Below are 20,574 nucleotides of genomic sequence, written 5' to 3'. Positions count from 1 at the left end.
GGCGGGATCAGACTCCGGCCGGCAGCGGGGCCGAGCCCAGCGCCAGACGCACGATGAAGAAGACGCTGGCGGCCGCCAGCACGAGGAAGATCAGGTTGGAGACCAGGATCAGCGCCGGGCGGGACGAACCGGGGACGTAGTCCTCGAGGATCACCTTCCAGGCCAGGCTGGCGAACAGGCAGAAGATCACCGCCGTCACGGCCAGCAGCCCGGCGTTCAGCGTGCTGCCGAACCAGGCGACGATCGCGCCGTAATCGGCCCCGGCCAGGGTGAAGCCGGTCGACAGAACCCACAGGCCCAGAGGCATCAGGGCCAGCAGCGCCAGTTTTTCGAGCTTCCATTCCCCGGCGCCGTGACGCTCGGAGATTTTCACATTGTTCTTGAACTTGGGCGCGGCGCTCACAGCGAAACCTTTCCAGCAGCGAACAGCACGACCCAGAACAGGACGGCCAGAACGATCGGACCCCAGACGACGGTCTTGGCCATCAGGTTGGCGGACTTCAGGTCCAGCCCCTTGCCGGCGTCGTTGATCAGGTGGCGCGCGCCGTTCAGCAGGAAGGAGAACAGCACCAGCGTCAGGCCGAACCAGATGAACAGGCCGAACGGCGAACCCGAGAAGGCGGCGACCGAGGCGAAGGCGTCCGGGCCGGAGGCCACGGCGGCGACCCAGCCCAGCAGCAGGACCGCGCCCACGCTGGCCGCGCCGATGGTGACGCGGAACAGGATCGACGCGACCATGGTCATGTGCCAGCGCCAGATATCGGTGAAGGGCGACATCGGTGCGACGTGCCCATTGGGTTGACGGACGTAGCGGCCCGTCCGGTCGCCAGTTTCGCCCGCAGCCGGGGGAGTGTTCGACATGCGAATGATTCTCAAAAAACCCGTGGAAATTCAGGGCCGGATTGCAGTGCAACAGGCTTTAGTGACGCAGAAGGGGGGGTGTCAACGAAGGGGACCGATTCCTGTCAAGTTCTACCTGCGAACCGCGATCAAAAGGCCGCGATGTGCGACAGCGCCTTTTCGCGCGCCGTCGCCGCGCACGGAACCGCCCCGGGGCGTCCCCAGACCGGATCAGGCCACAATGGATCATCTCGGCGGCGCCCGACCACGTGAATGTGAAGCTGGGCGGTCACATTGCCCAGGGCGGCGACATTCAGCTTGTCGACAGGCTGATCGCGCAGAGCACCCAATACGCGCACCAGCGCCCCGGCCCGCACGATTTCTTCGGTCAGCAGCGCGCGTTGATCGAACGACAGGTCCTCCAGCTCGACCGCCCCCGCCACGCGCGGCAGCAGGATCAGCCAGGGGAAACGGGCGTCATCCTGAAGCCGGACCTGACACAGGGACCATTCGGCGGCGAAGACAGAGGCCGCTTCGAAGGCGGGGTCGGCGCGAAACTCGGCATGTAAGTCTGAAGGCGAGGGCATGGCGAACCGTGACAGCCGCCAGCCGGGGGCGCAACGACGAAAGCCGTATCGCGGAACGCTTGCCGCGACCCGCCGACAGGTCTAGACCGCCGTTCCAGCGACTACCGTTTCGCACACGCAATATCGACTGGAGAGACCTGAATGGCTCGCGCGAAGATCGCCCTTATCGGCGCCGGAATGATCGGCGGAACCCTGGCCCACGTGGCCGCGCGCGAAGCGCTGGGCGACGTCATCCTGTTCGACATCGCCGAAGGCACGCCGCAAGGCAAGGCCCTCGACATCGCCGAGGCCTCGGCCGTCTTCGGTCAGGACGTGGCCCTGAAGGGCGCCAATGACTACGCCGACATCGCGGGCGCCGACGTCTGCATCGTCACCGCCGGCGTGCCGCGCAAGCCGGGCATGAGCCGCGACGACCTGATCGGCATCAACCTCAAAGTCATGAAGGCCGTCGGCGAGGGCATCAGGCAGCACGCCCCCAACGCCTTCGTCATCTGCATCACCAACCCGCTCGACGCCATGGTCTGGGCCCTGCAGAAGTTCTCAGGGCTCCCCAAGGAGAAGGTCATCGGCATGGCCGGCGTGCTGGACTCGGCCCGCTTCGCCTACTTCCTGGCTGAAAAGACCGGCGTCTCTGTGCAGGACATCCACGCCTGGACCCTGGGCGGTCACGGCGACGACATGGTGCCGATGGTGCGCCACTCGACCGTCGGCGGCCTGCCGCTGCCGGACGCGGTCGCTGCGGGCTTCCTGTCGCAGGCCGATCTGGACGCCATCGTCGATCGCACCCGCAAGGGCGGCGGCGAGATCGTGGCCCTGCTGAAGACCGGCTCGGCCTTCTACGCCCCGGCTGAAAGCGCCATCGCCATGGCCAAGTCCTACCTGCTGGACCAGAAGCGCGTCCTGCCGTGCGCCGTGTGGCTGTCGGGCGAATACGGCCTGTCGGACCTCTACGTCGGCGTCCCGGCCCTGATCGGCGCCGCCGGCGTCGAAAAGGTCATCGAGTTCACCACCAACGACGACGAAAAGGCGATGTTCGCCAAGTCGGTCGCCTCGGTCCAGGGCCTGATCCAGGCCTGCAAGGACATTGAACCTTCCCTGGCTTAAGGGCGCTGATACGAGCCGCGCGCCGGCTCGCTGTTGGTGCGCGCTTAAATATGGAAGAGGGCCGCATCTTCGGGTGCGGCCATTTTTCAGCCTGAAACACAGGCTTGTATCGGCAGCAGCCTAATTCAACTGCAAACGAACCCTGTCGAGGCGGATGTCGCACAGACCGCTCGCTGCGCTCATGCTGCGCGCACGCACCAAGGCCTCCATCGCACTGTTGAGGCTGCCCTGTTTTTCGCGCGCGGCGGCCACATCCAGCCACGGACGATGATCTTCCGGGTCCAGCAGGGCGCGGCGCAGGGCCGACCTTTCGGCCCCGCCATAGTCCCCTGCATGGAGGGCGCGGGTGAACTGGATGTTCTGCAGTCGGATCAGCGCCTGGCGCTCGCTGACCGGCGCCATCAGCAGGTCCAGCCGATCCGCCACGTGCGGCGTCAGTCCGGCCAGCAGGGCGCGCCGGGTCAGTTCCGAAGGCAGCACCAGCCGCCCCTGGCTGAAGGGGTCCAGCGCCACCGGCCCCTCGGGCGTCTCAACCCGCAACAGGACATGGCCGGGAAAATCCACCGCCGCCGCCGTCAGCCCCGCCCGGCGCGCGGCGTCCAGATAGAAGATGACCAGAACCGCCGACAGGCCGCGACGGCGCTCGGCCACATCCACCACATCGGTATTGACGCGCAGGTCATGATCCAGAAGGTCGCCGTTCAGGCGCAGATCTCCAGCCAGAGCCTCGGTCAGAGCGTCGTCCGGGCTTTCGCTGGCCGCGCGTTCCTTCAGGCGCTGGGCTGCGTGGTCGGCCAGGATGCGCACGGCGTTCGCCTCGCGCATGGGCCGGTCGTGCAGGGCGCAGGCGATGGCGCACTCCAGCAGGGGAAAGGTCTCATCCGGTCCCTTTCCCGCCTGTTCCAGCACTGTTTCGGCTTCATCCCGCGTCAACGCCGATCCGCTCCCCTGGCGATCACGCCCCGAACATGACGCGGAAAGCGGCCGGGGGCCAGCGCCACAATGTCGATCCGCGGCTCCAGAACGGCGAGCGCCGGGCGCCCGCGCGCCGTCGCCTCCAGCGCGCGTAGCAGACGCTCGTGCTGATCCGGCTTCAGGGCCAGGAGCGCCTGATCCAGCGTCGCGCGGCGCTTGACCTCCACCGCTGCAAGGACCCGCCCGCGCCGGGCCAGAATGTCGATCTCGCCGCCCCGCCCCTTCAGCCGGAAGGCCAGCACCTGATACCCCTTCAGCATCAGCCACACGGCCGCGATCCACTCGGCGGCGTGGCCCTGACGACTTGCCGTGCGTCCCAACGCCTGCCGCCAGGCCGCCTTCGGGCGAGGCGGCGGATGCGGGCGCGGGCCGGTCGTCACCGCGCCTTCAACTCCAACGCGCGCTTGTATAGCGGCTTGCGCGGCAGGTTCAGCGCCCTGGACACCTCGGCCGCCGCTTCGCCGGGCGGCAGGCGGGTCAGGGCCTCGGACAGGGCGGCATCGGCGTCATCGGCGCTGGCCGTCTCCGCTTCGCCGGGACCGACGACCACGACGATCTCACCCTTGGGCGCATCCAGACGCGGATCGGCGGCCAGATCAGACAGCGTCCCGCGCACGCATTCTTCGTAAAGCTTGGTCAGTTCGCGGGCGACGGCGGCGGGGCGCGGACCCAGAACCTCGGCCATGTCACGCAGGCTCTCGCGCAGGCGCGGCCCGCTTTCAAAGAAGACGAGGGTCTGGCGGCCCGTTCGCAACTCTTCCAGAGCCGTGCGCCGCGCGCCCGACTTGGGCGGCAGAAAGCCCGCGAACAGCACCCGGTCAGCGGGCAGACCCGCGATGCACAAGGCCGCCAACAGGCTGGACGGCCCCGGCACAGGATGGACCGGCAGACCCTCGGCCACCGCCGCCCGCGCCACCACATAGCCGGGATCGGACACCAGAGGCGTCCCCGCGTCCGACACCAGCGCCACGACCTCGCCCGCCTTCAGCCGCTCGACGGCGATCTCGGCCGCGCGGTTCGAGGCGTGGTCATCGCAGCGTTCCAACTTCGCCTTCAGCCCATAGGCGGTCAGCAGCTTGGCCGTGACGCGCGTGTCCTCGGCCAGAACCAGATCGGCGGCGGCCAGCACGTCCAGCGCCCTTAGCGTCATGTCGCGCAGGTTCCCGATCGGCGTCGCCACCAGATAGAGGCCCGGCGAAACAGGGCGCGCGGGCGGGGCGGTCGGCGGAAACAGCGAAGCATCTGACATCGGCCGGACCCTGCCAGCCCCACGCGGCGCGGTCCAGCGGCGCCTACGCCGCCTCGGCGTCCTCGCGCTGTTCCAGCCAGTCTTCGCTCTGCATTTCGTTGAAGCGCGAGACGGTGCGCTCGAACTCGAAGGCGCCGACGCCTTCGGTGTAGAGGGCCTCGGGCGCGGCTTCGGCCAGCACGACGAGGCGGGTCTTGGCCTCGTAAAGGGCGTCGACCAGCGTCACCAGGCGGCGCGCTTCGTGGTGGTTGGCCGGGCTGAGCAGGGGCACATCCGACAGGAACAGGGTGTGAAAGCGCCGGGCGATGGCCAGATAGTCCTGCGGTCCCAGCGGGCGTCCGCACAGCTCGTCGAACGTGGCGCGGGCCATGCCGCCGACCGAGCGTTCCAGCTTCACCTCGCGGCCCAGCACGGGCAGGACGATGGGGCTTTCAGGCTCGCCGCCCTTCAGGTCGGACCACAGGGTCTCGAAGCCCTGCCGCGCATCGGCGTCCAGCGGCGAGAACCAGACCTTGGCCCCGCTCATGCGATCCAGGCGGAAGTCGCGGGCGCCCGCCGTCTCGACCACGTCGCAGCGCTGGCGCAGGATGTCGATGAAGGGCAGGAAGAGCTGACGGTTGATGCCGTTCTTGTAGAGGTCTTCGGGCGCGCGGTTCGAGGTGACGGCCAGCACCACCTTCTTCTCGAACAGGGCCTCGAACAGGCGGCCCAGGATCATGGCGTCGGCGATGTCGGTGACCTGAAGCTCGTCGAAGCACAGCAGCCGCGCCTCCGAGGCGATCAGGGCCGCGATCGGCGGAATGGGGTCATCGCCCTTAGCCGTTCCGAAGACGTCCCTGCGGCTGCGCGACGTGCCTTCGCGCCACTGTTTCACCAGATCATGGATACGGGCCATGAAGGCGTGGAAGTGGGCGCGGACCTTCTTCTGCTCGGGCGTCGAGGAATAGAACAGGTCCATCAGCATGGACTTGCCGCGTCCGGGCGGGCCCCAGATGTAGATGCCGCGCACGGCGGGCTGGGCGCCGAACAGGCCCTTTTTGGCCAGATCGGTCTCAAGCCGCTCAAGCGCGCCGATCAGGGCGGCCTGGGCCGGTTCAGGCGTGATCACGCCCTCTTCCACGCGGATGTCGTAGGCGTTGCGGATGCGGGAGGTCATGACCCTGCAGATAGCCCCCGGATGGGGCCGGGGGAAGGCGTTCGCGGATTCCGGCGCCGAATTGGAGGATTCTGGTTGCTTCGCAGCTGCGAAGGACCCAAATGCAGAAGCGTTTCTCGCAAACGCCCCCGAACAAAGGATGATTTCGTCATGGGCTATCGCGTCGCCATCGTAGGCGCCACCGGCAATGTCGGCCGGGAAATTCTGGCCATTCTCGAGGAAGTGAACTTCCCCGTCGAGAAAATGCACGCGATCGCCTCCCGAAAATCCAAAGGCGTCGAGGTCTCGTTCGGCGACAGCACCATCAAGTGCGAGGACATCGAACAGTTCGATTTCTCCAGCGTCGATCTGGTGCTGATGAGCGCCGGCGGCGGGGTGTCGCGCGAATGGTCAGAAAAGATCGGCAAGGCCGGTCCGATCGTCATCGACAACTCCTCGGCCTTCCGCATGGACCCGGACGTGCCGCTGATCGTGCCGGAAGTGAACCCGGATGCGGCCAAGCTGGCGACCAAGAAGAATATCGTCGCCAACCCCAACTGCTCGACCGCCCAGCTGGTGGTGGCGCTGAAGCCGCTGCATGACGCGGCCAAGATCAAGCGCGTCGTCGTCTCGACCTACCAGTCCGTCTCGGGCGCCGGGAAGGAAGGCATGGACGAGCTGTGGAACCAGACCAAGGCCATCTACGGCCTGGGCGACGCCACGCCGAAGAAATTCCCCAAGCAGATCGCCTTCAACGTCATCCCCTACATCGGCGCCTTCAACGAGGACGGCTACACCGACGAAGAAGCCAAGATGTGGGACGAGACGCACAAGATGATCGATCCGTCGATCAAGCTGACCGTCACCTGCGTGCGCGTGCCGGTTTTCGTCGGCCACTCCGAAGCCGTGACGGTCGAGTTCGATCGTCCGATCGCCGCGGATGAAGCCCGCGAAATCCTGCGTGAGGCGCCGGGCGTTCAGGTCATCGATAAGCAGGAACACGACGGCTACATCACCCCGGTCGACGCCGCGGGCGAGCACGCGGTCTATGTGTCGCGCATCCGCAAGGATCCGACCGTCGAGCACGGCCTAAGCTTCTGGGTGGTGTCCGACAACCTGCGCAAGGGCGCGGCCCTGAACGCCGTGCAGATCGCCCAGCTGCTGGACGAGACCGGCGTCATCTCGCCCAAGAGCGGCTATCGCACTTTGACTGTCTAGGAAGCCCTGACGCCCCGCACACGGTGCGGGGCTGCTTGAGGGCTGTTTGAGCACTCCATGACCCCGCCGCGTCGGCGATGCGGCGGGGATCGAAAGGTATCAGAGTGAGCGCCTCCCCTGCTCCCGCCGTCGCCTCTCCTGCGTCTGACGCTCGCGCCGCGCTGGCGGCCGGGATCGTCTGCTATCTGATCTGGGGCTTCGTGCCGCTGGTCTTCCAGCAGATGGGCCATCACGGCGCGAACGCCTGGGAGATCATGGGCCACCGCGCGGTCTGGGGACTGGTTTGGGCGGCGCTTCTGGTCGTGCTGTCGCGCCAGTGGCCGCAGGTCATGGCCGTGCTGCGCCAGCCCAGGGTGCTGGGCTGGCTGGCCCTGTCGGCCATACTGATCGCCGGCAACTGGACCACCTATATCGTCGCGGTGAACGATGGGCGGACGCTGGACGCTTCGCTGGGCTATTATCTCAACCCATTGCTGAACATGGCGGCGGGCGCCTGGCTGTTCCGCGAGAAGATCGACTGGGCGGGCAAGATCGCCATGATCCTGGCTGCGATCGGCGTGCTGTTGCAGACCATCGCCCTGGGTCATGCGCCCTGGGTGTCGATCATTCTGGCGCTGACGTTCGCCGCCTATGGCATCATCAGGAAGCGCGTCTCGGTCGACGCCCAGACCGGACTGTTCCTGGAATGCCTGCTGCTGGCCCTGCCGGGTCTGATCTGGCTGATCCACATCGAAACCACGGGGCAGGGGCATTTCACCGCCTCGCCCGCCGCGACCCTTTGGCTGTTGTTCGCGGGACCCGCCACGGTCATTCCGCTGGCCCTGTTCGCCTGGGCGGCGCGGCGGATGCCGTTGTCCAGCATGGGCTTCCTGCAGTTTCTGGCGCCGACCATCGTCTTCATCATCGGCGCGCTTCAGGGCGAGGCGCTGGGGCCGCTGCGGATCGCCTCCTTCGTCTTCATCTGGATCGCGGTAGCGGTCTTCGCGGTCGGCGCCGTGCTGAAGGTGCGCCGCGCCTCCGCCACGGCCGAAACCATCGTCGCGCCTGAACCGGGCCTGCTGGACGACCCGGCCGAGGACCGGATGGACGCCATCGGCGAGAATCCGCCGCCCGTGCGTTGAGCCGAGGCGCCATCCCGGCGTAAGGAAGAAGGCGATGATGATCCGTTCCCGCCTGCTCTCCGCCCTCGCTGCATCCGTCCTGCTGGCCGGAGGAACATCCGCCTGCGCTCACGGCGCGGTCCAGACCAGCGACGAAGTCATCCGCACCGCCCGCGTCGGCGGCGCCCGTGGAGCGGCGGCGCCCATCGACCCCGGCGCGCCTGTCGCCGTCATCGCCCCGCCGACCACCGCCGAGACCTTCGACGCCATCAGCGACGCGCTGGACGCCGCCGCCGCCGCCTGGAGCTCGGGCGAGGTCGACGCCGTCATGGCCACCTATGTCCACGACGAGCCCCTGCTGGTCTTTCTGGGCGACACCCCGCTGAAGGGCCCCGACAGCGTTCGCGCCGCGCTGGATGCACGCGCGGCCCAGCCCGGCGGACTGGGCGCCCTGTCCTATGAGTGGTTCGAGACGCTGCAGTTCGACGTCAACACGGCGGTCGTCTCGGGCCGCGCCGTCATGACCCGCAACGGCAAACCGCACCGCGGCCTGTTCACCCGCATCCTGCGCCGCACGGTCGACGGCTGGCTGATCGTGCATGATCAGCTGGCCTGGGGGCCGGAGGCTTAAGGTCCCGCCCTAAAGAGCTGCGTAGAGCGCCTCGACCAAGCGCAGGGCGCGCGGGTCGCCCAGCAGGTGCGGCGACTGGCGCGTCATGACATAGGCGGCGGAAACGCCTGTCGATTGATCCGCGAACGCCATCGATCCGCCCCAGCCGCAGTGGCCGACCGCCTCAGGATTGGGACCGAAGATATTCAGGCCCTGATTGCGGGTGAAGCCCGCCGCCCAGCTCATGTTGAACGGTAGCACCTTGTTCGGACCGTGGATGCGCTCACGTGTCGCCTGAGCCAGCGTTTCTTCCGACAGCACCGCCATATGGTCCAGCGCGCCGCCGGTGGCGACGATGGACATCATACGCGCCAGATCCTTGGCCGTGCCATGCAGGTTGGCGGAGGGGATCTCCGCCATGCGCCACTCGGTCGAGCCGCGCCCGCCGGGGGCCGAGCCGCGATCCAGGAAGGCGGCCTTCTTGATGGCGTCGATGGGGCCGAGGTCGGGTGCGGCGGCGGGTTTGCGCAGTTGGGCCACGCGGTCATGTTCGGCCTCGAGCAGGCCGATCCACAGGTCCAGATCGAAAGGCTGGGCGAAGTCTTCGCGCAGGGCCGTGCCCATCGTCCGCCCGTCGACGATGCGGAACAGTTCGCCTGCCAGATAGCCGATGGTGATGGGGTGATAGCCGGACGCCGTGCCGGGCGCCCACATCGGCGTCTGGGCCGCCAGCTTGTCCAGCACCGCCTGGCGATCGAACCAGATGGCCGGTTCGGCCCCGCCATCGAAGCCGGGCAGGCCGGACTGGTGGCTCATCAACTGGCCGACGGTCAGTTGGTCCTTGCCCGCCGCGCCGAAGGCGGGCCAGTGGTCGGCGACACGATCCTCATAGGACAACAGCCCCTTGTCCACGCAGCGCGCGATCATCAGGGCCATCACCGCCTTGCCGGTGGAGAAGACCGGGACCAGCGTGTTCTCGGTGAAAGGGCTGTTTCCCGCCAGATCAGCCGACCCGGCCCACAGGTCCACGACCACCTCGCCGTCGATGGTCACGCTGAAACGCGCGGCCAGTTCGTTCAGCCCTTCAGGCGCATCGGTGAAGTTGGCGGCGAAGGCGTCCTTCACCGCATTGAAACGCGGGGGGCAGACGCCGTGGAGTTCGGGGAGGCTGGTCATGAGGCGGCTCTAACGCTTTGTCGGCTTCAGGTCACTTGCGGCCGATTACCGGCGCGCCGACGCCGAGGCGTTGCGGGCGCCCGCGAACTCGTCGCCAGGCTTCCATGCGGGCCAGTCGCGCGAGTTGGCCAGATCGCGGCCGACTTCATACAGCAGCTGAACATCAGCGGCGGCGGCGTCCATTTTCCACTCCGGCGTCCATTCGTCCGAGGGCTGATGATAGCGGTTGGCGACGTAATCGCGGCTGGCTTCGTTGTGGCCGGTGAAGCCCGCAGCGGCGAACAGGGCGGGCACGCCCTTGCGCGCCAGCGGGAAGTGGTCCGAGCGGTAGAAGGCCCCCGCGTGCGGCGCCGGGTCGGGGATCAGGCGACGACCCTCGCGCGCGGCCAGAACCGCCAGCCGGTCGTCCAGATCGTTCTTGCCCGCGCCGATGACGACAATGTTGGGGTCGATCTCGGTCCCCGGCAGCAGGCTGTCCATATTGATGTTGGCGACGGTCGTCTCCAGCGGCCAGACCGGATTGGCGGCATAGTATTCGGCGCCCAGCAGGCCGGTTTCCTCGGCCGCCCAGCTGATGAAGACGGTCGAGCGTTCGGGGCGCGGCCCCTCGGCGAACAGGCGGGCGATCTCCATGATCCCGGCCACGCCCGTCGCATTGTCGACAGCGCCGTTATAGATGTCGTCGCCGTTCTTGGGCGTGGCGCGGCCATAGGCGTCCCAGTGGGCGCCGAACATCACCGTTTCGTCCGGGTATTTCGTACCGGGCAGGCGGCCGATGACGTTGCGCGTCTCGACCCGGTCGGCCTTCTGGCCGAAGTCGATGGACATGGTCACGCCGTCCAGCGCCACGGGGCGGAATTCGGGCGTGCGCGCCTGATCCTTCAGGGCGGCGAAGTCCAGCCCGGCGTCGCGGAACAGCTGTTCGGCGATCGCGCCCTGAATCCAGCCCTGAGCCGCCACGCGCTCCTTGTCCGGGTCGGCGCGGACGATATCGAACTTGGGCGCGGTCGAGGAATTCTCCAGCGTCGACCACGGATAGCCCGCGCCGGGCGTGTCGTGGATGACCAGAACACCCGCAGCGCCATGCTCGGCGGCGACCTGGAACTTATAGGTCCAGCGGCCATAGAAGGTCATGGCCTGACCGTCGAACCTGCCGTTGACCGGGTGGCCTTCAGGCGCGTTGAAGTCGGGGTCGTTGACCAGCACCAGCATGATCTTTCCGGTCAGATCGACGCCCTTGTAGTCGTCCCAGCCGCGCTCGGGCGCATCGACGCCATAGCCGACGAAGACCAGCGGCGCATCGGTCAGGCTGATGCGCTCCACCGGCCGGTCGGAGGATACGATGACGTCCTTGGCGCGCTGAAGCTCGGTGATGCGGCCCTTGGCGGAAACGCTGATGGCGGCGGGGCCATCCTGACTAGTGCGGCTGACCTGAGCGACCTGCACCCATGATCCGTTCGGGCCGCCAGGTTCGAGGCCCAGCGCCTGAAACTGCTGCGACAGCCAGGCGATGGTGCGGTCTTCGCCGGGCGTGACCGGGGCGCGGCCTTCAAACTCATCAGACGCCAGAACGCGCGTCGCTTCGTTCAGTCGGGCCGGGTCGATGCGGCCAGTCTGGACGCCGGTTTGGGCGAGCGCGGAGGTCGAACACATCAGGACGGCGATCAGGCCGACGGCGGCGGAACGGGCGAAGGTCATGGGCAGGCTCGGTTCTTAAACGATTTGCGCCACGCTGCCCCCTGAGGCCGCCGCTGTCGACCCCGAAAGGCTCTCAGCGCCCGCCCAGCCAGACGCGCACGCCCTCCGCTGCGACAACGCCCGAGGCGAAGGACGCCTGCAGCAGATAGCCGCCGGTCGGCGCTTCCCAGTCCAGCATCTCGCCCGCCAGAAAGACGCCGGGCCGCGCCTTCAGCATCAACCGCTCGTCCACGGCGGCCAGCGCCACGCCCCCGGCCGAAGAGATGGCGCGGCTCAGGCCCTGGACCCCGCTCAGGGGCAGGACGACGCCCTTGATCCGGGCGGCCAGTTTTGCGGGTTCTGTTGGCAGAGGGTCGCCTTCGCGCAGCAGGGCGACGGCGGCGCCGTCCAGCCGGGCGGTTTTGCGCAGCCAGTTTGACAGGCTGACCTTGCCGCGCGGTTTCGACAGGCGTTGCGTCAGCGCCTCGACGCTCAGATCGGGCCGCAGGTCGAGCGTCAGCGTGGTCGATCCGTTGTGCTCCACCGCTTCGCGCAGACCGGCGGACAGGGCGTAGATTCCGCCGCCCTCGATCCCATAGGCGGCGATCATGGCCTCGCCGCGCACCGTGCCCCCGCCGTGCGTCAAGGCGACGCCTTTCAGCGGGGTTCCGGCGAAGCGCTCGCGGAACAGGGGCGACCACGCGACGTCGAAGCCGACATTGGCGGGCCGGAAAGCAGCCACCGCGGCGCCGGCCTGTTCCAGCGCCGGAACCCATGCGGCGTCAGACCCCAGCTTCGCCCAGCTGGCGCCGCCGAGGGCCAGAACAACGGCGTCCGCGCGTTCGGTACGTTCGCCCTCGGGCGTGTCGAAGGTCAGGGCCTCGCCCTGCCAGCCGGTCCAGCGCGAGCGGGTTCGGATCTCGACGCCCAGCCCGTCCAGCCGCGCCAGCCAGGCGCGCAACAGGGGCGAGGCCTTCATCGCCTTCGGAAACACCCGACCGGAAGACCCGACGAAGGTCGGCTGGCCCAGTCCCTCGACCCATGCGATCAGATCGGCGGGCGAAAAGGCCTCCAGCCACTCCTTGATGCGCGCCTGAGCGGCGGCGTCATAGCGGTTCAGGAACGGCGCCAGCGGCTCCGAATGGGTCAGGTTCAGCCCGCCGCGTCCGGCCATCAGGAATTTGCGCGCGACCGAGGGCATCCGCTCATGCACGATGACGCGTAGGCCCGCTTGAGCCAAACGTTCGGCGGCCATCAGTCCGGCGGGACCGGCGCCGATCACGGCGACTGTGGAGGAGGAGCGCGTCATCGACGCCTTTCTAGCCGGAATGACCGCCGCGGCCTATGCTGGCGGACATGAGCGTCGCCTTTACACGGGAAGAAGATCTGGAAGCCACGGCGGCGGACCTGCCGGACCGGCCGATCTCGCCACATCCGAATCTTGTCACGCCGCAAGGGCTGGCCCAGATCGAGGCCGAGCTGGCGGCTGCACGCGCGGCCTATACGGCGGCGCAGGCGGCAGGCTCCATCGAAGCCGACCGCACCGCCATGGCGCGGGCGACGCGCGACCTGCGCTACTGGTCCGCGCGCCGGGGCACGGCCCAGCTGGTCGAGGCGCCGCCGGACGGCAAGGTGCGCTTCGGCGACACGGTGACGATCGAGCGCGAGGACGGGCGCACCCAGACCTGGCGCATCGTCGGCGAGGACGAGGCCGACCCGACACAGGGCAGCGTCAGCCACGTCTCGCCCCTGGCCCGCGCCCTTATGGGCAAGCGCGAGGGGGATGAGGCGACGGTCGCGGGCCAGTCGGTCGAGATCGTCGCCATCAAGGAAGGCTAAGGCTGGGAACGGCTTCAGTAGCCGCCCGTGCCCTTCTCCTTCGCCACGGGCTGGAAGTCGCGCACGAAGCGTTCCAGCAGGCGCACGCTATAGCCCGCCGAACCGGCCGGTTTGACATCGTTGGCCGCGCCGAAGGCCATGTTGGCGATGTCCAGATGCGCCCACGGCGTCTCGGGCCGGGCGAAGGCGCCGATGAAGTGAGCGCCGGTTCCTGCGCCCGCTCCGCCGTCGCCTGAGTTCTTGATGTCGGCGATGGTCGAAGAGGTCGCCCGCACATAGTTGGGGTGCAGCGGCAGGCGCCACAGGGTTTCGCCTGTCGCATCGCCGGCGGCCTTCAGCTGATCGGCCAGGGCGTCGTGACGACTGAACAGACCCGCATAGTCGCCGCCCAGAGCGCCGCCGACCGCGCCGGTCAGGGTGGCCACATCGACGATGGCGGCCGGGTTCATCGTGGTGTCGGCCCAGACCACGGCGTCGGCCAGCACCAGACGGCCCTCTGCGTCGGTCGAGATGATCTCGATCGTTTTTCCATTCATGGCGGTCAGGACATCGCCGGGACGGATGGCGTTTCCGCCCGGCATGTTTTCCGACAGGGCGGCGACGGCGACCACATCCACCGCCGCCCCGCCCTTGGCCAGAGCCAGCACGGCGCCGACGACGCTGGCGGCGCCGGACATGTCCATCTTCATATTGCCCATGTTCGCGCCCGGCTTCAGCGAAATACCGCCGGAATCGAAGGTGATGCCCTTGCCCAGCAGCGCCACCGGCCCGGCCGAAGACGCGCCCTGGCCGCGATAGCGCACGGCCAGCATGCGCGGCGGCCGCGCCGACCCCTGACCCGAACCGAGGATGGCGCCCATGCCCAGCCGCTCCATGGCGGGCACGTCCAGCACGGTGATCTCGACCCCGGGAACACCGGCGAATGCGGCGCGGGCGCGATCGACGAAGGTTTCCGGATAGATGACGTTAGCCGGTTCATTGGACACGTCGCGCGTCCAGGCCATGGCCTCGACCAGAGCCGCGCCGCGACGATAGTGCGCCTGTGCGTTGGCGGCGTCGTCGGCCACGACGCTCAGGGCGCCCGGCGCCGGACGGTCGCGGCCGGTGGTGACATAGAGGTCCGAGCGATAGTGGCCGATGCCCAGACCGGTCGCCAGTTCCGACGCCATGTCGGCGGACAGGCCCGAGGTCAGCGCCGTCAGGGCGCCCGGCTGGCTGTTGAGCGCACGGCCTGCGACGATGCCGGCGGTCTGGATGTCTGCTGCCTTGGGCGCCTCGCCCAGACCGACGATCAGGATGCGGTCCCAGCCGCCGACGCCGTGTAGACTCAGGGTCTGGCGCGCCTTGTAGTCGAAGCGCGCGGCGCTCAGGGCTGCGGCGATCGCCTGACGCGTGCCTGCATCCAGAGCCGCGCCCCGCGTGGCCAGTTCGGCCTCAGACGCCAGCGGCAGGACCAGAGAACCGGACGGCGAAGCGGCGGAGACGAAGGTGACGGCGCGCGCCTGAGCGGGCGCGGCGCGCGCAGGCCAGTCGGGGCGCTCGGCAGCAGGCGCGGCGCGGCGCGATTGAGCCTCCGCGGAAACGGCGACGCTCAGACCGGCTGCGGCGATCAGCGCGGCTGCGGCGAAGGACGGAATACGGGTGGTGCGGCGCATCGATCAGGGCCCCCTCTGTGACGATGAAGCCGTCTTTATGGCTGTGGGCGAGGCGTCGGGGCAACGGCGCCGCTGGCGCCAGGGGAAAAGCGCGACGCCTTGTCGCGCTGGGTCGGTGTGGTCCTGAAGGTGCTCCAAAGAGAAAGGGCGGGACCTTTCGATCCCGCCCTTCCGTCGTCTTGGCTTTGAGAAGCCGGACTTGCTTAGAAGTCCATGCCGCCCGCTGGATCGACGTTAGTCGATCCAGCCACTTTGAGTGATGGGCGTCACGATGGACTTCCTTAGAAGTCCATGCCGCCCATGCCGCCCATGCCGCCCATGTCGGGGGCGCCGCCGGCTGAAGCCTTCTTCGGCGCATCGGCGATGGCGGCTTCGGTCGTGATCATGATGCCCGCGACCGAACCGGCCGAGGCCAGAGCCGAACGAACGACCTTGGCGGGGTCGATGACGCCCATTTCAACCAGGTCGCCGTACTCTTCGCTCTGGGCGTTGAAGCCGAACTCGGCCTTGTCCGATTCCAGCACCTTGCCGACCACGATCGAGCCTTCGACGCCCGAGTTTTCCGAGATCTGACGGATCGGAGCCTGCAGGGCGCGGCGGACGATATTGACGCCGGCGGTCTGGTCGGCGTTGTCGACCTTCAGCGCGGCCAGCACCTTGGAGGCCTTCAGCAGGGCCACGCCGCCGCCCGGGACGATGCCTTCATCGGCAGCAGCACGGGTTGCGTTCAGGGCGTCGTCGACGCGGTCCTTCTTTTCCTTCACTTCGACTTCGGTCGAGCCGCCGACGCGCAGGACGGCGACGCCGCCGGCCAGCTTGGCCAGACGTTCCTGCAGCTTTTCCTTGTCGTAGTCGGAGGTGGTGTCTTCGATCTGACGCTTGATCTGGCCGACGCGGGCCTCGATGCCGTCCTTCTCGCCCGAACCTTCGACGATGGTGGTGTCGTCCTTGGTGATCTGGACCTTCTTGGCCTTGCCCAACATGTCGAGCGTGACCGTTTCCAGCTTGATGCCGAGGTCTTCAGAGATCACCTGGCCGCCGGTCAGGATGGCGATGTCTTCCAGCATGGCCTTGCGGCGATCGCCGAAGCCCGGAGCCTTGACGGCGGCGACGCGCAGGCCGCCGCGCAGTTTGTTGACCACCAGGGTGGCCAGGGCTTCGCCTTCGATGTCCTCGGCGATGATCAGCAGGGGACGGCCCGACTGAACCACGGCTTCCAGCACCGGCAGCATGGGCTGCAGCGAGGTCAGCTTCTTCTCGTGGAGCAGGATGAGCGGCTCTTCGAGGACGGCCTCCATCTTGTCCGGGTTGGTGATGAAGTAGGGCGACAGGTAGCCGCGGTCGAACTGCATCCCCTCGACGATGTCGACGGTGGTTTCGGCGGTCTTGGCTTCTTCAACCGTGATGACGCCTTCGTTGCCGACCTTGGCCATGGCCTGGGCGATCAGGTCGCCGATTTCAGCGTCGCCGTTGGCCGAGATGGTGCCGACCTGGGCGATTTCCGAATTGTTGGAGACCGGCTTGGAGTTCGACTTGATCTCTTCCAGCACCGCTTCGACAGCCTTGTCGATGCCGCGTTTCAGGTCCATCGGGTTCATGCCGGCGGCGACGGCCTTCAGGCCCTCTTGCACGATGGCCTGAGCCAGAACCGTGGCGGTGGTGGTGCCGTCGCCCGCCTTGTCGTTCGCCTTGGAAGCGACTTCGCGGATCATCTGGGCGCCCATGTTCTCGAAGGCGTCTTCCAGCTCGATCTCTTTGGCCACCGAGACGCCGTCCTTGGTCGAGCGCGGAGCGCCGAACGACTTCTGGATCACGACGTTGCGGCCCTTGGGCCCCAGGGTCACCTTGACGGCGTCAGCCAGGATGTTGACGCCTTTCAGCATCTTGTCGCGGGCGTCAGTGTTGAACTTTACGATTTTAGCGGCCATGCGGGCTGCTCCTATCTAGATGTTTTTACGAGAGAATTCCGGAAACCCAGGACGCGTCTTACGACAGCACGCCCAGGACGTCGGATTCCTTCATGATGATCAGGTCGTCGCCGTCGATCTTCACTTCGCTGCCCGACCACTTGCCGAACAGGACGCGGTCGCCGGCCTTCAGCTCCAGGGCGACGAACTTGCCGTCTTCGTCACGGACGCCGGGGCCCACGGCGACGACTTCGCCTTCCTGGGGCTTTTCCTTGGCGGTGTCGGGGATGATGATCCCGCCCTTGGTCTTGGATTCTTCTTCAACGCGCTTGACCAGCACGCGGTCGCCGAGCGGACGAAACGCCATCTGAGTAACTCCCGTTAGGATGTTGGTTCCAGCCCTCGGAGCCCACGACTTTGGCAGTCGCCCTCCCCGAGTGCTAACGATCCGGGAGTTAGGCAGGGGGACGGGGGGCGTCAAGGGCAGGGCGAACCGAAATTCGGCGCCTTGATGAAGCGAAAATGAACAGACGCCCCCGGGCTTGTTCAGACAGGTCCGCTTAAAAGGGGGACAACGGATCAACCGGCTTTCGAAAGGAGCCCGCCATGAAGACCCTGTCCAAGATCGGCGTTGGCGCTATCGCCCTGACGATGCTGGCTTCGACCCCGGCTGCCGCCCAGAACTATCGCGACCGTGATCGCGACAACACCGGTCGCGACGCCGTTCTGGGCGCCGTGGTCGGCGGCGTCGCCGGGGCCCTGCTGGGGCAGGGCGACGGGCGCTATGTCGCGGGCGGCGCCCTGGCGGGCGCGGCGCTGGGCGCGGCGTCTTCCTCGAACAACGACAGCTGCGGCTATTACCGCGGCGGCCGCTGCTACCGGAACCAGGGCCACTGGGAGCGCGAACACGGCATCAACAGCCGCGACGGCTATTACAACGGCCGCTATGAGCGCAACGACGGCCGCTATTACCGTGATGGCCGCTACTGGCGGAACCAGGGCGAGTGGCGCAGCCATCAGAACCGTCGCGACCGCGACTATCGCTATGATCGCCGCTGGTAAGCGTTTCGCGATGACATGAACGAAGGCCCGGTTTCGTGACCGGGCCTTTTGCATAAAAGGTCAGGCCTGCACAGGCGACAGGTTCGCGGTCGACTGAACGTGCTGCCGCGACGATCGCCATCACGTCGTCAGTCTGTTCAAAAGGTCCGCCGTGGATGGATCCAGATCAGGCGACGGCGCGCCGCTTGCCGCGTCCTTCAAAAGCGCTCTGGCCAGCACCTTGCCCAACTCCACGCCCCACTGGTCGAAGCTGTTGATATCCCAGATTGCGCCCTCAACGAAGGTTTTGTGCTCATAAAGGGCCACCAGCGCGCCGAGGGCCTGCGGCGACAACCGCTTCAACAGAATCGTCGTCGACGGGCGATTTCCGGGAAACGCCTTGTGCGGCGCCAGGCGGTCCGCTTCGGCCGCAGAAGCGCCTGAAGCGATCAGTTCGGCATGGGCCTGAGCCTCGCTTTTGCCAAGCATCAGCGCCTGGGCCTGGGCCAGGGCGTTGGCCCACAGATAGGTCGAGGGCGTCTCCTCACAGGTGCGGGCGACGACGATGAACTCGACCGGGACGACCTGCGGCCCCTGATGCAGTTGCTGGAAGAAGGCGTGCTGGCCGTTGGCGCCCGGTTCGCCGAAGACGATCGGACAGGTCTGGCGGCCGACGGGCGAGCCGTCGCGACGCACCTGTTTGCCGTTCGATTCCATCTCAAGCTGCTGCAGAAAGGCGGGCAGGCGACGCAGGGCATGGGCGTAGGGCGCCACGCTGCGCGCCCCGCGATGCAGGCCGTCGACATTGTAGATTTCGGCCAGCGCCAGCAGCACCGGAGCATTCTTCTCCAGCGGCGCTTCGAGAAAATGGCGGTCCATATCCTTCGCCCCGTCCAGAAACGCCTGAAACGCCTCCCACCCCAGGGCGATGACGCACGACAGGCTGACCGCCGACCACAGGGAATAGCGCCCGCCGACCCAGTCCCGGAAGGCGAAGGTGCGGCCGCAGCCGAAGGCCTGCGCCTTTTCCGGCGCAGCGGTGACGCCGATGAAGTGTTTGGCCAGCCCCTCGGCCGGCAGGGAATCGGACAGCCACGTCTTGGCGGCCTGCGCGTTCAGCAGGGTTTCCTGGGTGGTGAAGCTCTTGGAGACGACAATGACCAGGGTGGTTTCCGGATCCAGCCCGGCCATGGCCTCGGCCATGTCGCGCGGGTCGATATTGGCGACGAAGCGCAGGTCGATATCCGGGTCCAGCGGCCGCAGGGCGTCCCAGATCAGGCGCGGCCCCAGATCCGAGCCGCCGATGCCGATATGAAGCACCGTGCTGAAGCGGCGTCCCGTAGCGCCTGTCTCATTTCCGCACCGCAAAGCTTCGGCATAGGCCTTCATTTTGGCGCGCACGGCCTCGACCTCGGCCGACACCGGCTCGCCCAGCGCCTGGAAGGACGCGCCGTCCGGCGCGCGCAGGGCCGGATGCAGCACCGCCCGCCCTTCGGTCAGATTAACCGCCTCACCCGCGAACAGGGCGTCGCGGCGTCCCTCAACATCCCTGGCCCGCGCCAGCGACAGGGCCGCCTCGAATCCCGCCCTGGTCCAGCTCTGCTTGGACAGATCCAGATGCAGCCCCGCCGCCTCCAGCGTCATTCGCGACAGCCGGTCAGGATCAGCCGTAAACTGGTCCTGGATGCGGGAATCCGCGTCCCGACGGGCGACGGCCTCCAGTTCAGTCCAGGCGACATGCGGCATCTTGGTCTCCCAAAGGGGCCTTGTTCGGAAGCGATCCGCATTCTGGCCCGGTGTTTGCAGGCTCTGGTTTACGGCTCAGGCCGAGAAGAGTTCAATCCAAGACTGGGTCAAGCAGGATTTCCTGTCGGAAGCCGATTGTCCCCGATCCTTTGTGAAAGGCACGCCATGTCCTGCGGAATAGTCCTCGCTGTCGCCCTGATGCTGGCCGACCCGGCGGTCGCTGAGGCCGCCGCACTGCCGCCCGTGGCGCCCTCCGCGCCCGTTTCGGTGGCGCAGGAGCCGTTGTTCGCCGATCTGGTCGCTCGTTCAGGCGCGTTGAAGTCGATTGTCGACGGCTGGATGGCCTCGGGCGAGGCGGACCGCTCGGGCTTCTTCACCGGCGCGGCCTATGCGGCGTTCAAGGCCCAGACGACGGATCTGGCCCAGCGCGACATGCAGGGCCACCTGATCCTCAAGGAACGCGGCACGGACAACGATCTGAAATGCATCCTGCGCGGCATTTCGGAAGACATTCCGGTCAAGGTCGCCGCGCTGGAAACCGCCAAAGACGCCGCCGCGCGTAAACTGGCGCTGGACGAGCTGTCCTATCTGCTGAACGACAACGTCGAGGTCATCACCTCACCGCCTCAACCGGAAGCTTGATGTTTGGGCCTGTCGTGCTTTGCGCTGCTTGAGGTCTGTTTTGGGCCTACCGCGCTTTGCGCTGCTTGAGGCC

General features: G+C 67.4%; 21 protein-coding genes. 7 read left to right on the top strand and 14 right to left on the bottom strand.

Annotation, left to right across the window (positions count from 1 at the left end):
• Window positions 1-7 precede the first annotated feature (7 nt).
• The 3 genes from ACORJG_RS15135 to ACORJG_RS15125 form a co-directional block, all read right to left on the bottom strand.
• Window positions 8-403, bottom strand: coding sequence for a succinate dehydrogenase, hydrophobic membrane anchor protein (locus tag ACORJG_RS15135; protein ID WP_427790315.1), 396 nt, complete (start codon window positions 401-403; stop codon window positions 8-10).
• A complete protein-coding gene (gene sdhC, locus ACORJG_RS15130; protein WP_427790313.1) occupies window positions 400-861 on the bottom strand; it encodes a succinate dehydrogenase, cytochrome b556 subunit in 462 nt (153 codons plus the stop codon). Before sdhC ends, ACORJG_RS15135 begins: the two co-directional genes overlap by 4 nt.
• 128 nt (window positions 862-989) lie before the next feature.
• Window positions 990-1,427 (bottom strand): HIT domain-containing protein, encoded by a 438-nt coding sequence (locus ACORJG_RS15125; protein WP_427790311.1) that lies wholly within the window; start codon window positions 1,425-1,427, stop codon window positions 990-992.
• A 141-nt stretch (window positions 1,428-1,568) separates the two neighbouring features.
• On the opposite strand from ACORJG_RS15125, the gene mdh reads away from it, so the two are divergent.
• Window positions 1,569-2,531 (top strand): malate dehydrogenase, encoded by a 963-nt coding sequence (gene mdh / locus ACORJG_RS15120; RefSeq protein WP_427790310.1) that lies wholly within the window; start codon window positions 1,569-1,571, stop codon window positions 2,529-2,531.
• Between the two features lie 120 nt (window positions 2,532-2,651).
• On the opposite strand, the gene ACORJG_RS15115 is transcribed toward mdh, so the two are convergent.
• Genes ACORJG_RS15115 through zapE form a run of 4 tightly spaced genes read right to left on the bottom strand, consistent with a single transcriptional unit; the run spans window position 2,652 to window position 5,911 of the window.
• Complete coding sequence (locus ACORJG_RS15115) at window positions 2,652-3,464, bottom strand: transglutaminase family protein (RefSeq protein WP_427790308.1); 813 nt, start codon at window positions 3,462-3,464, stop codon at window positions 2,652-2,654.
• The gene (locus ACORJG_RS15110) at window positions 3,461-3,886 is read right to left on the bottom strand and encodes a YraN family protein (RefSeq protein ID WP_427790306.1); all 426 of its coding nucleotides are present in this window, start codon (window positions 3,884-3,886) and stop codon (window positions 3,461-3,463) included. Before ACORJG_RS15110 ends, ACORJG_RS15115 begins: the two co-directional genes overlap by 4 nt.
• The gene (rsmI, locus tag ACORJG_RS15105; RefSeq protein WP_427790305.1) at window positions 3,883-4,755 is read right to left on the bottom strand and encodes a 16S rRNA (cytidine(1402)-2'-O)-methyltransferase; all 873 of its coding nucleotides are present in this window, start codon (window positions 4,753-4,755) and stop codon (window positions 3,883-3,885) included. Before rsmI ends, ACORJG_RS15110 begins: the two co-directional genes overlap by 4 nt.
• 43 nt (window positions 4,756-4,798) lie before the next feature.
• The gene (gene zapE, locus ACORJG_RS15100) at window positions 4,799-5,911 is read right to left on the bottom strand and encodes a cell division protein ZapE (RefSeq protein WP_427790304.1); all 1,113 of its coding nucleotides are present in this window, start codon (window positions 5,909-5,911) and stop codon (window positions 4,799-4,801) included.
• A gap of 150 nt (window positions 5,912-6,061) precedes the next feature.
• Between zapE and ACORJG_RS15095 the strand changes: the two genes are divergently transcribed.
• The 3 genes from ACORJG_RS15095 to ACORJG_RS15085 all read left to right on the top strand — a co-directional run bounded on the left by ACORJG_RS15095 (window position 6,062) and on the right by ACORJG_RS15085 (window position 8,839).
• Window positions 6,062-7,108 (top strand): aspartate-semialdehyde dehydrogenase, encoded by a 1,047-nt coding sequence (locus tag ACORJG_RS15095; protein WP_427790303.1) that lies wholly within the window; start codon window positions 6,062-6,064, stop codon window positions 7,106-7,108.
• A 104-nt stretch (window positions 7,109-7,212) separates the two neighbouring features.
• Window positions 7,213-8,229, top strand: coding sequence for an EamA family transporter RarD (gene rarD / locus ACORJG_RS15090; protein WP_427790302.1), 1,017 nt, complete (start codon window positions 7,213-7,215; stop codon window positions 8,227-8,229).
• 34 nt (window positions 8,230-8,263) lie between these two features.
• Complete coding sequence (locus ACORJG_RS15085; RefSeq protein WP_427790300.1) at window positions 8,264-8,839, top strand: YybH family protein; 576 nt, start codon at window positions 8,264-8,266, stop codon at window positions 8,837-8,839.
• A 9-nt stretch (window positions 8,840-8,848) separates the two neighbouring features.
• Here ACORJG_RS15085 and ACORJG_RS15080 read toward each other — a convergent pair whose 3' ends face one another.
• From ACORJG_RS15080 to ACORJG_RS15070, 3 genes are all read right to left on the bottom strand, one after another.
• Complete coding sequence (locus tag ACORJG_RS15080; RefSeq protein WP_427790298.1) at window positions 8,849-9,994, bottom strand: serine hydrolase domain-containing protein; 1,146 nt, start codon at window positions 9,992-9,994, stop codon at window positions 8,849-8,851.
• A 45-nt stretch (window positions 9,995-10,039) separates the two neighbouring features.
• Complete coding sequence (locus ACORJG_RS15075; protein ID WP_427790296.1) at window positions 10,040-11,692, bottom strand: M28 family metallopeptidase; 1,653 nt, start codon at window positions 11,690-11,692, stop codon at window positions 10,040-10,042.
• Between the two features lie 73 nt (window positions 11,693-11,765).
• Complete coding sequence (locus ACORJG_RS15070) at window positions 11,766-12,980, bottom strand: NAD(P)/FAD-dependent oxidoreductase (protein WP_427790294.1); 1,215 nt, start codon at window positions 12,978-12,980, stop codon at window positions 11,766-11,768.
• A 47-nt stretch (window positions 12,981-13,027) separates the two neighbouring features.
• Here ACORJG_RS15070 and greA point away from each other — a divergent pair, with 47 nt between their 5' ends.
• The gene (gene greA, locus ACORJG_RS15065; protein ID WP_427790292.1) at window positions 13,028-13,510 is read left to right on the top strand and encodes a transcription elongation factor GreA; all 483 of its coding nucleotides are present in this window, start codon (window positions 13,028-13,030) and stop codon (window positions 13,508-13,510) included.
• A gap of 14 nt (window positions 13,511-13,524) precedes the next feature.
• Here the strand turns inward: greA and ACORJG_RS15060 are convergent, their stop codons facing one another.
• From ACORJG_RS15060 to groES, 3 genes are all read right to left on the bottom strand, one after another.
• A complete protein-coding gene (locus ACORJG_RS15060) occupies window positions 13,525-15,165 on the bottom strand; it encodes a leucyl aminopeptidase (protein ID WP_427790290.1) in 1,641 nt (546 codons plus the stop codon).
• 281 nt (window positions 15,166-15,446) lie between these two features.
• Window positions 15,447-17,093 (bottom strand): chaperonin GroEL, encoded by a 1,647-nt coding sequence (gene groL, locus ACORJG_RS15055; protein WP_427790288.1) that lies wholly within the window; start codon window positions 17,091-17,093, stop codon window positions 15,447-15,449.
• 58 nt (window positions 17,094-17,151) lie between these two features.
• Window positions 17,152-17,439, bottom strand: coding sequence for a co-chaperone GroES (groES, locus tag ACORJG_RS15050; protein ID WP_427790286.1), 288 nt, complete (start codon window positions 17,437-17,439; stop codon window positions 17,152-17,154).
• 239 nt (window positions 17,440-17,678) lie between these two features.
• Here groES and ACORJG_RS15045 point away from each other — a divergent pair, with 239 nt between their 5' ends.
• On the top strand, window positions 17,679-18,134 hold the full coding sequence (locus tag ACORJG_RS15045; RefSeq protein ID WP_346529301.1) for a hypothetical protein: 456 nt from the start codon (window positions 17,679-17,681) through the stop codon (window positions 18,132-18,134).
• 120 nt (window positions 18,135-18,254) lie between these two features.
• On the opposite strand, the gene pgi is transcribed toward ACORJG_RS15045, so the two are convergent.
• Window positions 18,255-19,859, bottom strand: coding sequence for a glucose-6-phosphate isomerase (pgi, locus tag ACORJG_RS15040; RefSeq protein WP_427790284.1), 1,605 nt, complete (start codon window positions 19,857-19,859; stop codon window positions 18,255-18,257).
• Window positions 19,860-20,024: 165 nt separating this feature from the next.
• Here pgi and ACORJG_RS15035 point away from each other — a divergent pair, with 165 nt between their 5' ends.
• The gene (locus ACORJG_RS15035) at window positions 20,025-20,501 is read left to right on the top strand and encodes a hypothetical protein (RefSeq protein ID WP_427790282.1); all 477 of its coding nucleotides are present in this window, start codon (window positions 20,025-20,027) and stop codon (window positions 20,499-20,501) included.
• Window positions 20,502-20,574 lie beyond the last annotated feature (73 nt).

The sequence above is a fragment of the Brevundimonas diminuta genome, from assembly GCF_050310045.1.
Lineage (GTDB): Bacteria > Pseudomonadota > Alphaproteobacteria > Caulobacterales > Caulobacteraceae > Brevundimonas > Brevundimonas diminuta_F.
The sequence above is the reverse complement of the archived record's forward strand: the minus strand, read 5'-3'. Positions and strand labels throughout refer to the sequence as shown.

Coding starts and splice junctions, on each gene's coding strand:
- sdhC (WP_427790313.1), bottom strand. CDS start 861: ATGTCGAACACTCCCCCGGCTGCGGGCGAAACTGGCGACCGGACGGGC.
- ACORJG_RS15125 (WP_427790311.1), bottom strand. CDS start 1,427: ATGCCCTCGCCTTCAGACTTACATGCCGAGTTTCGCGCCGACCCCGCC.
- mdh (WP_427790310.1), top strand. CDS start 1,569: ATGGCTCGCGCGAAGATCGCCCTTATCGGCGCCGGAATGATCGGCGGA.
- rsmI (WP_427790305.1), bottom strand. CDS start 4,755: ATGTCAGATGCTTCGCTGTTTCCGCCGACCGCCCCGCCCGCGCGCCCT.
- zapE (WP_427790304.1), bottom strand. CDS start 5,911: ATGACCTCCCGCATCCGCAACGCCTACGACATCCGCGTGGAAGAGGGC.
- ACORJG_RS15095 (WP_427790303.1), top strand. CDS start 6,062: ATGGGCTATCGCGTCGCCATCGTAGGCGCCACCGGCAATGTCGGCCGG.
- ACORJG_RS15085 (WP_427790300.1), top strand. CDS start 8,264: ATGATGATCCGTTCCCGCCTGCTCTCCGCCCTCGCTGCATCCGTCCTG.
- ACORJG_RS15080 (WP_427790298.1), bottom strand. CDS start 9,994: ATGACCAGCCTCCCCGAACTCCACGGCGTCTGCCCCCCGCGTTTCAAT.
- ACORJG_RS15075 (WP_427790296.1), bottom strand. CDS start 11,692: ATGACCTTCGCCCGTTCCGCCGCCGTCGGCCTGATCGCCGTCCTGATG.
- ACORJG_RS15070 (WP_427790294.1), bottom strand. CDS start 12,980: ATGACGCGCTCCTCCTCCACAGTCGCCGTGATCGGCGCCGGTCCCGCC.
- greA (WP_427790292.1), top strand. CDS start 13,028: ATGAGCGTCGCCTTTACACGGGAAGAAGATCTGGAAGCCACGGCGGCG.
- ACORJG_RS15060 (WP_427790290.1), bottom strand. CDS start 15,165: ATGCGCCGCACCACCCGTATTCCGTCCTTCGCCGCAGCCGCGCTGATC.
- groL (WP_427790288.1), bottom strand. CDS start 17,093: ATGGCCGCTAAAATCGTAAAGTTCAACACTGACGCCCGCGACAAGATG.
- groES (WP_427790286.1), bottom strand. CDS start 17,439: ATGGCGTTTCGTCCGCTCGGCGACCGCGTGCTGGTCAAGCGCGTTGAA.
- ACORJG_RS15045 (WP_346529301.1), top strand. CDS start 17,679: ATGAAGACCCTGTCCAAGATCGGCGTTGGCGCTATCGCCCTGACGATG.
- pgi (WP_427790284.1), bottom strand. CDS start 19,859: ATGCCGCATGTCGCCTGGACTGAACTGGAGGCCGTCGCCCGTCGGGAC.
- ACORJG_RS15035 (WP_427790282.1), top strand. CDS start 20,025: ATGTCCTGCGGAATAGTCCTCGCTGTCGCCCTGATGCTGGCCGACCCG.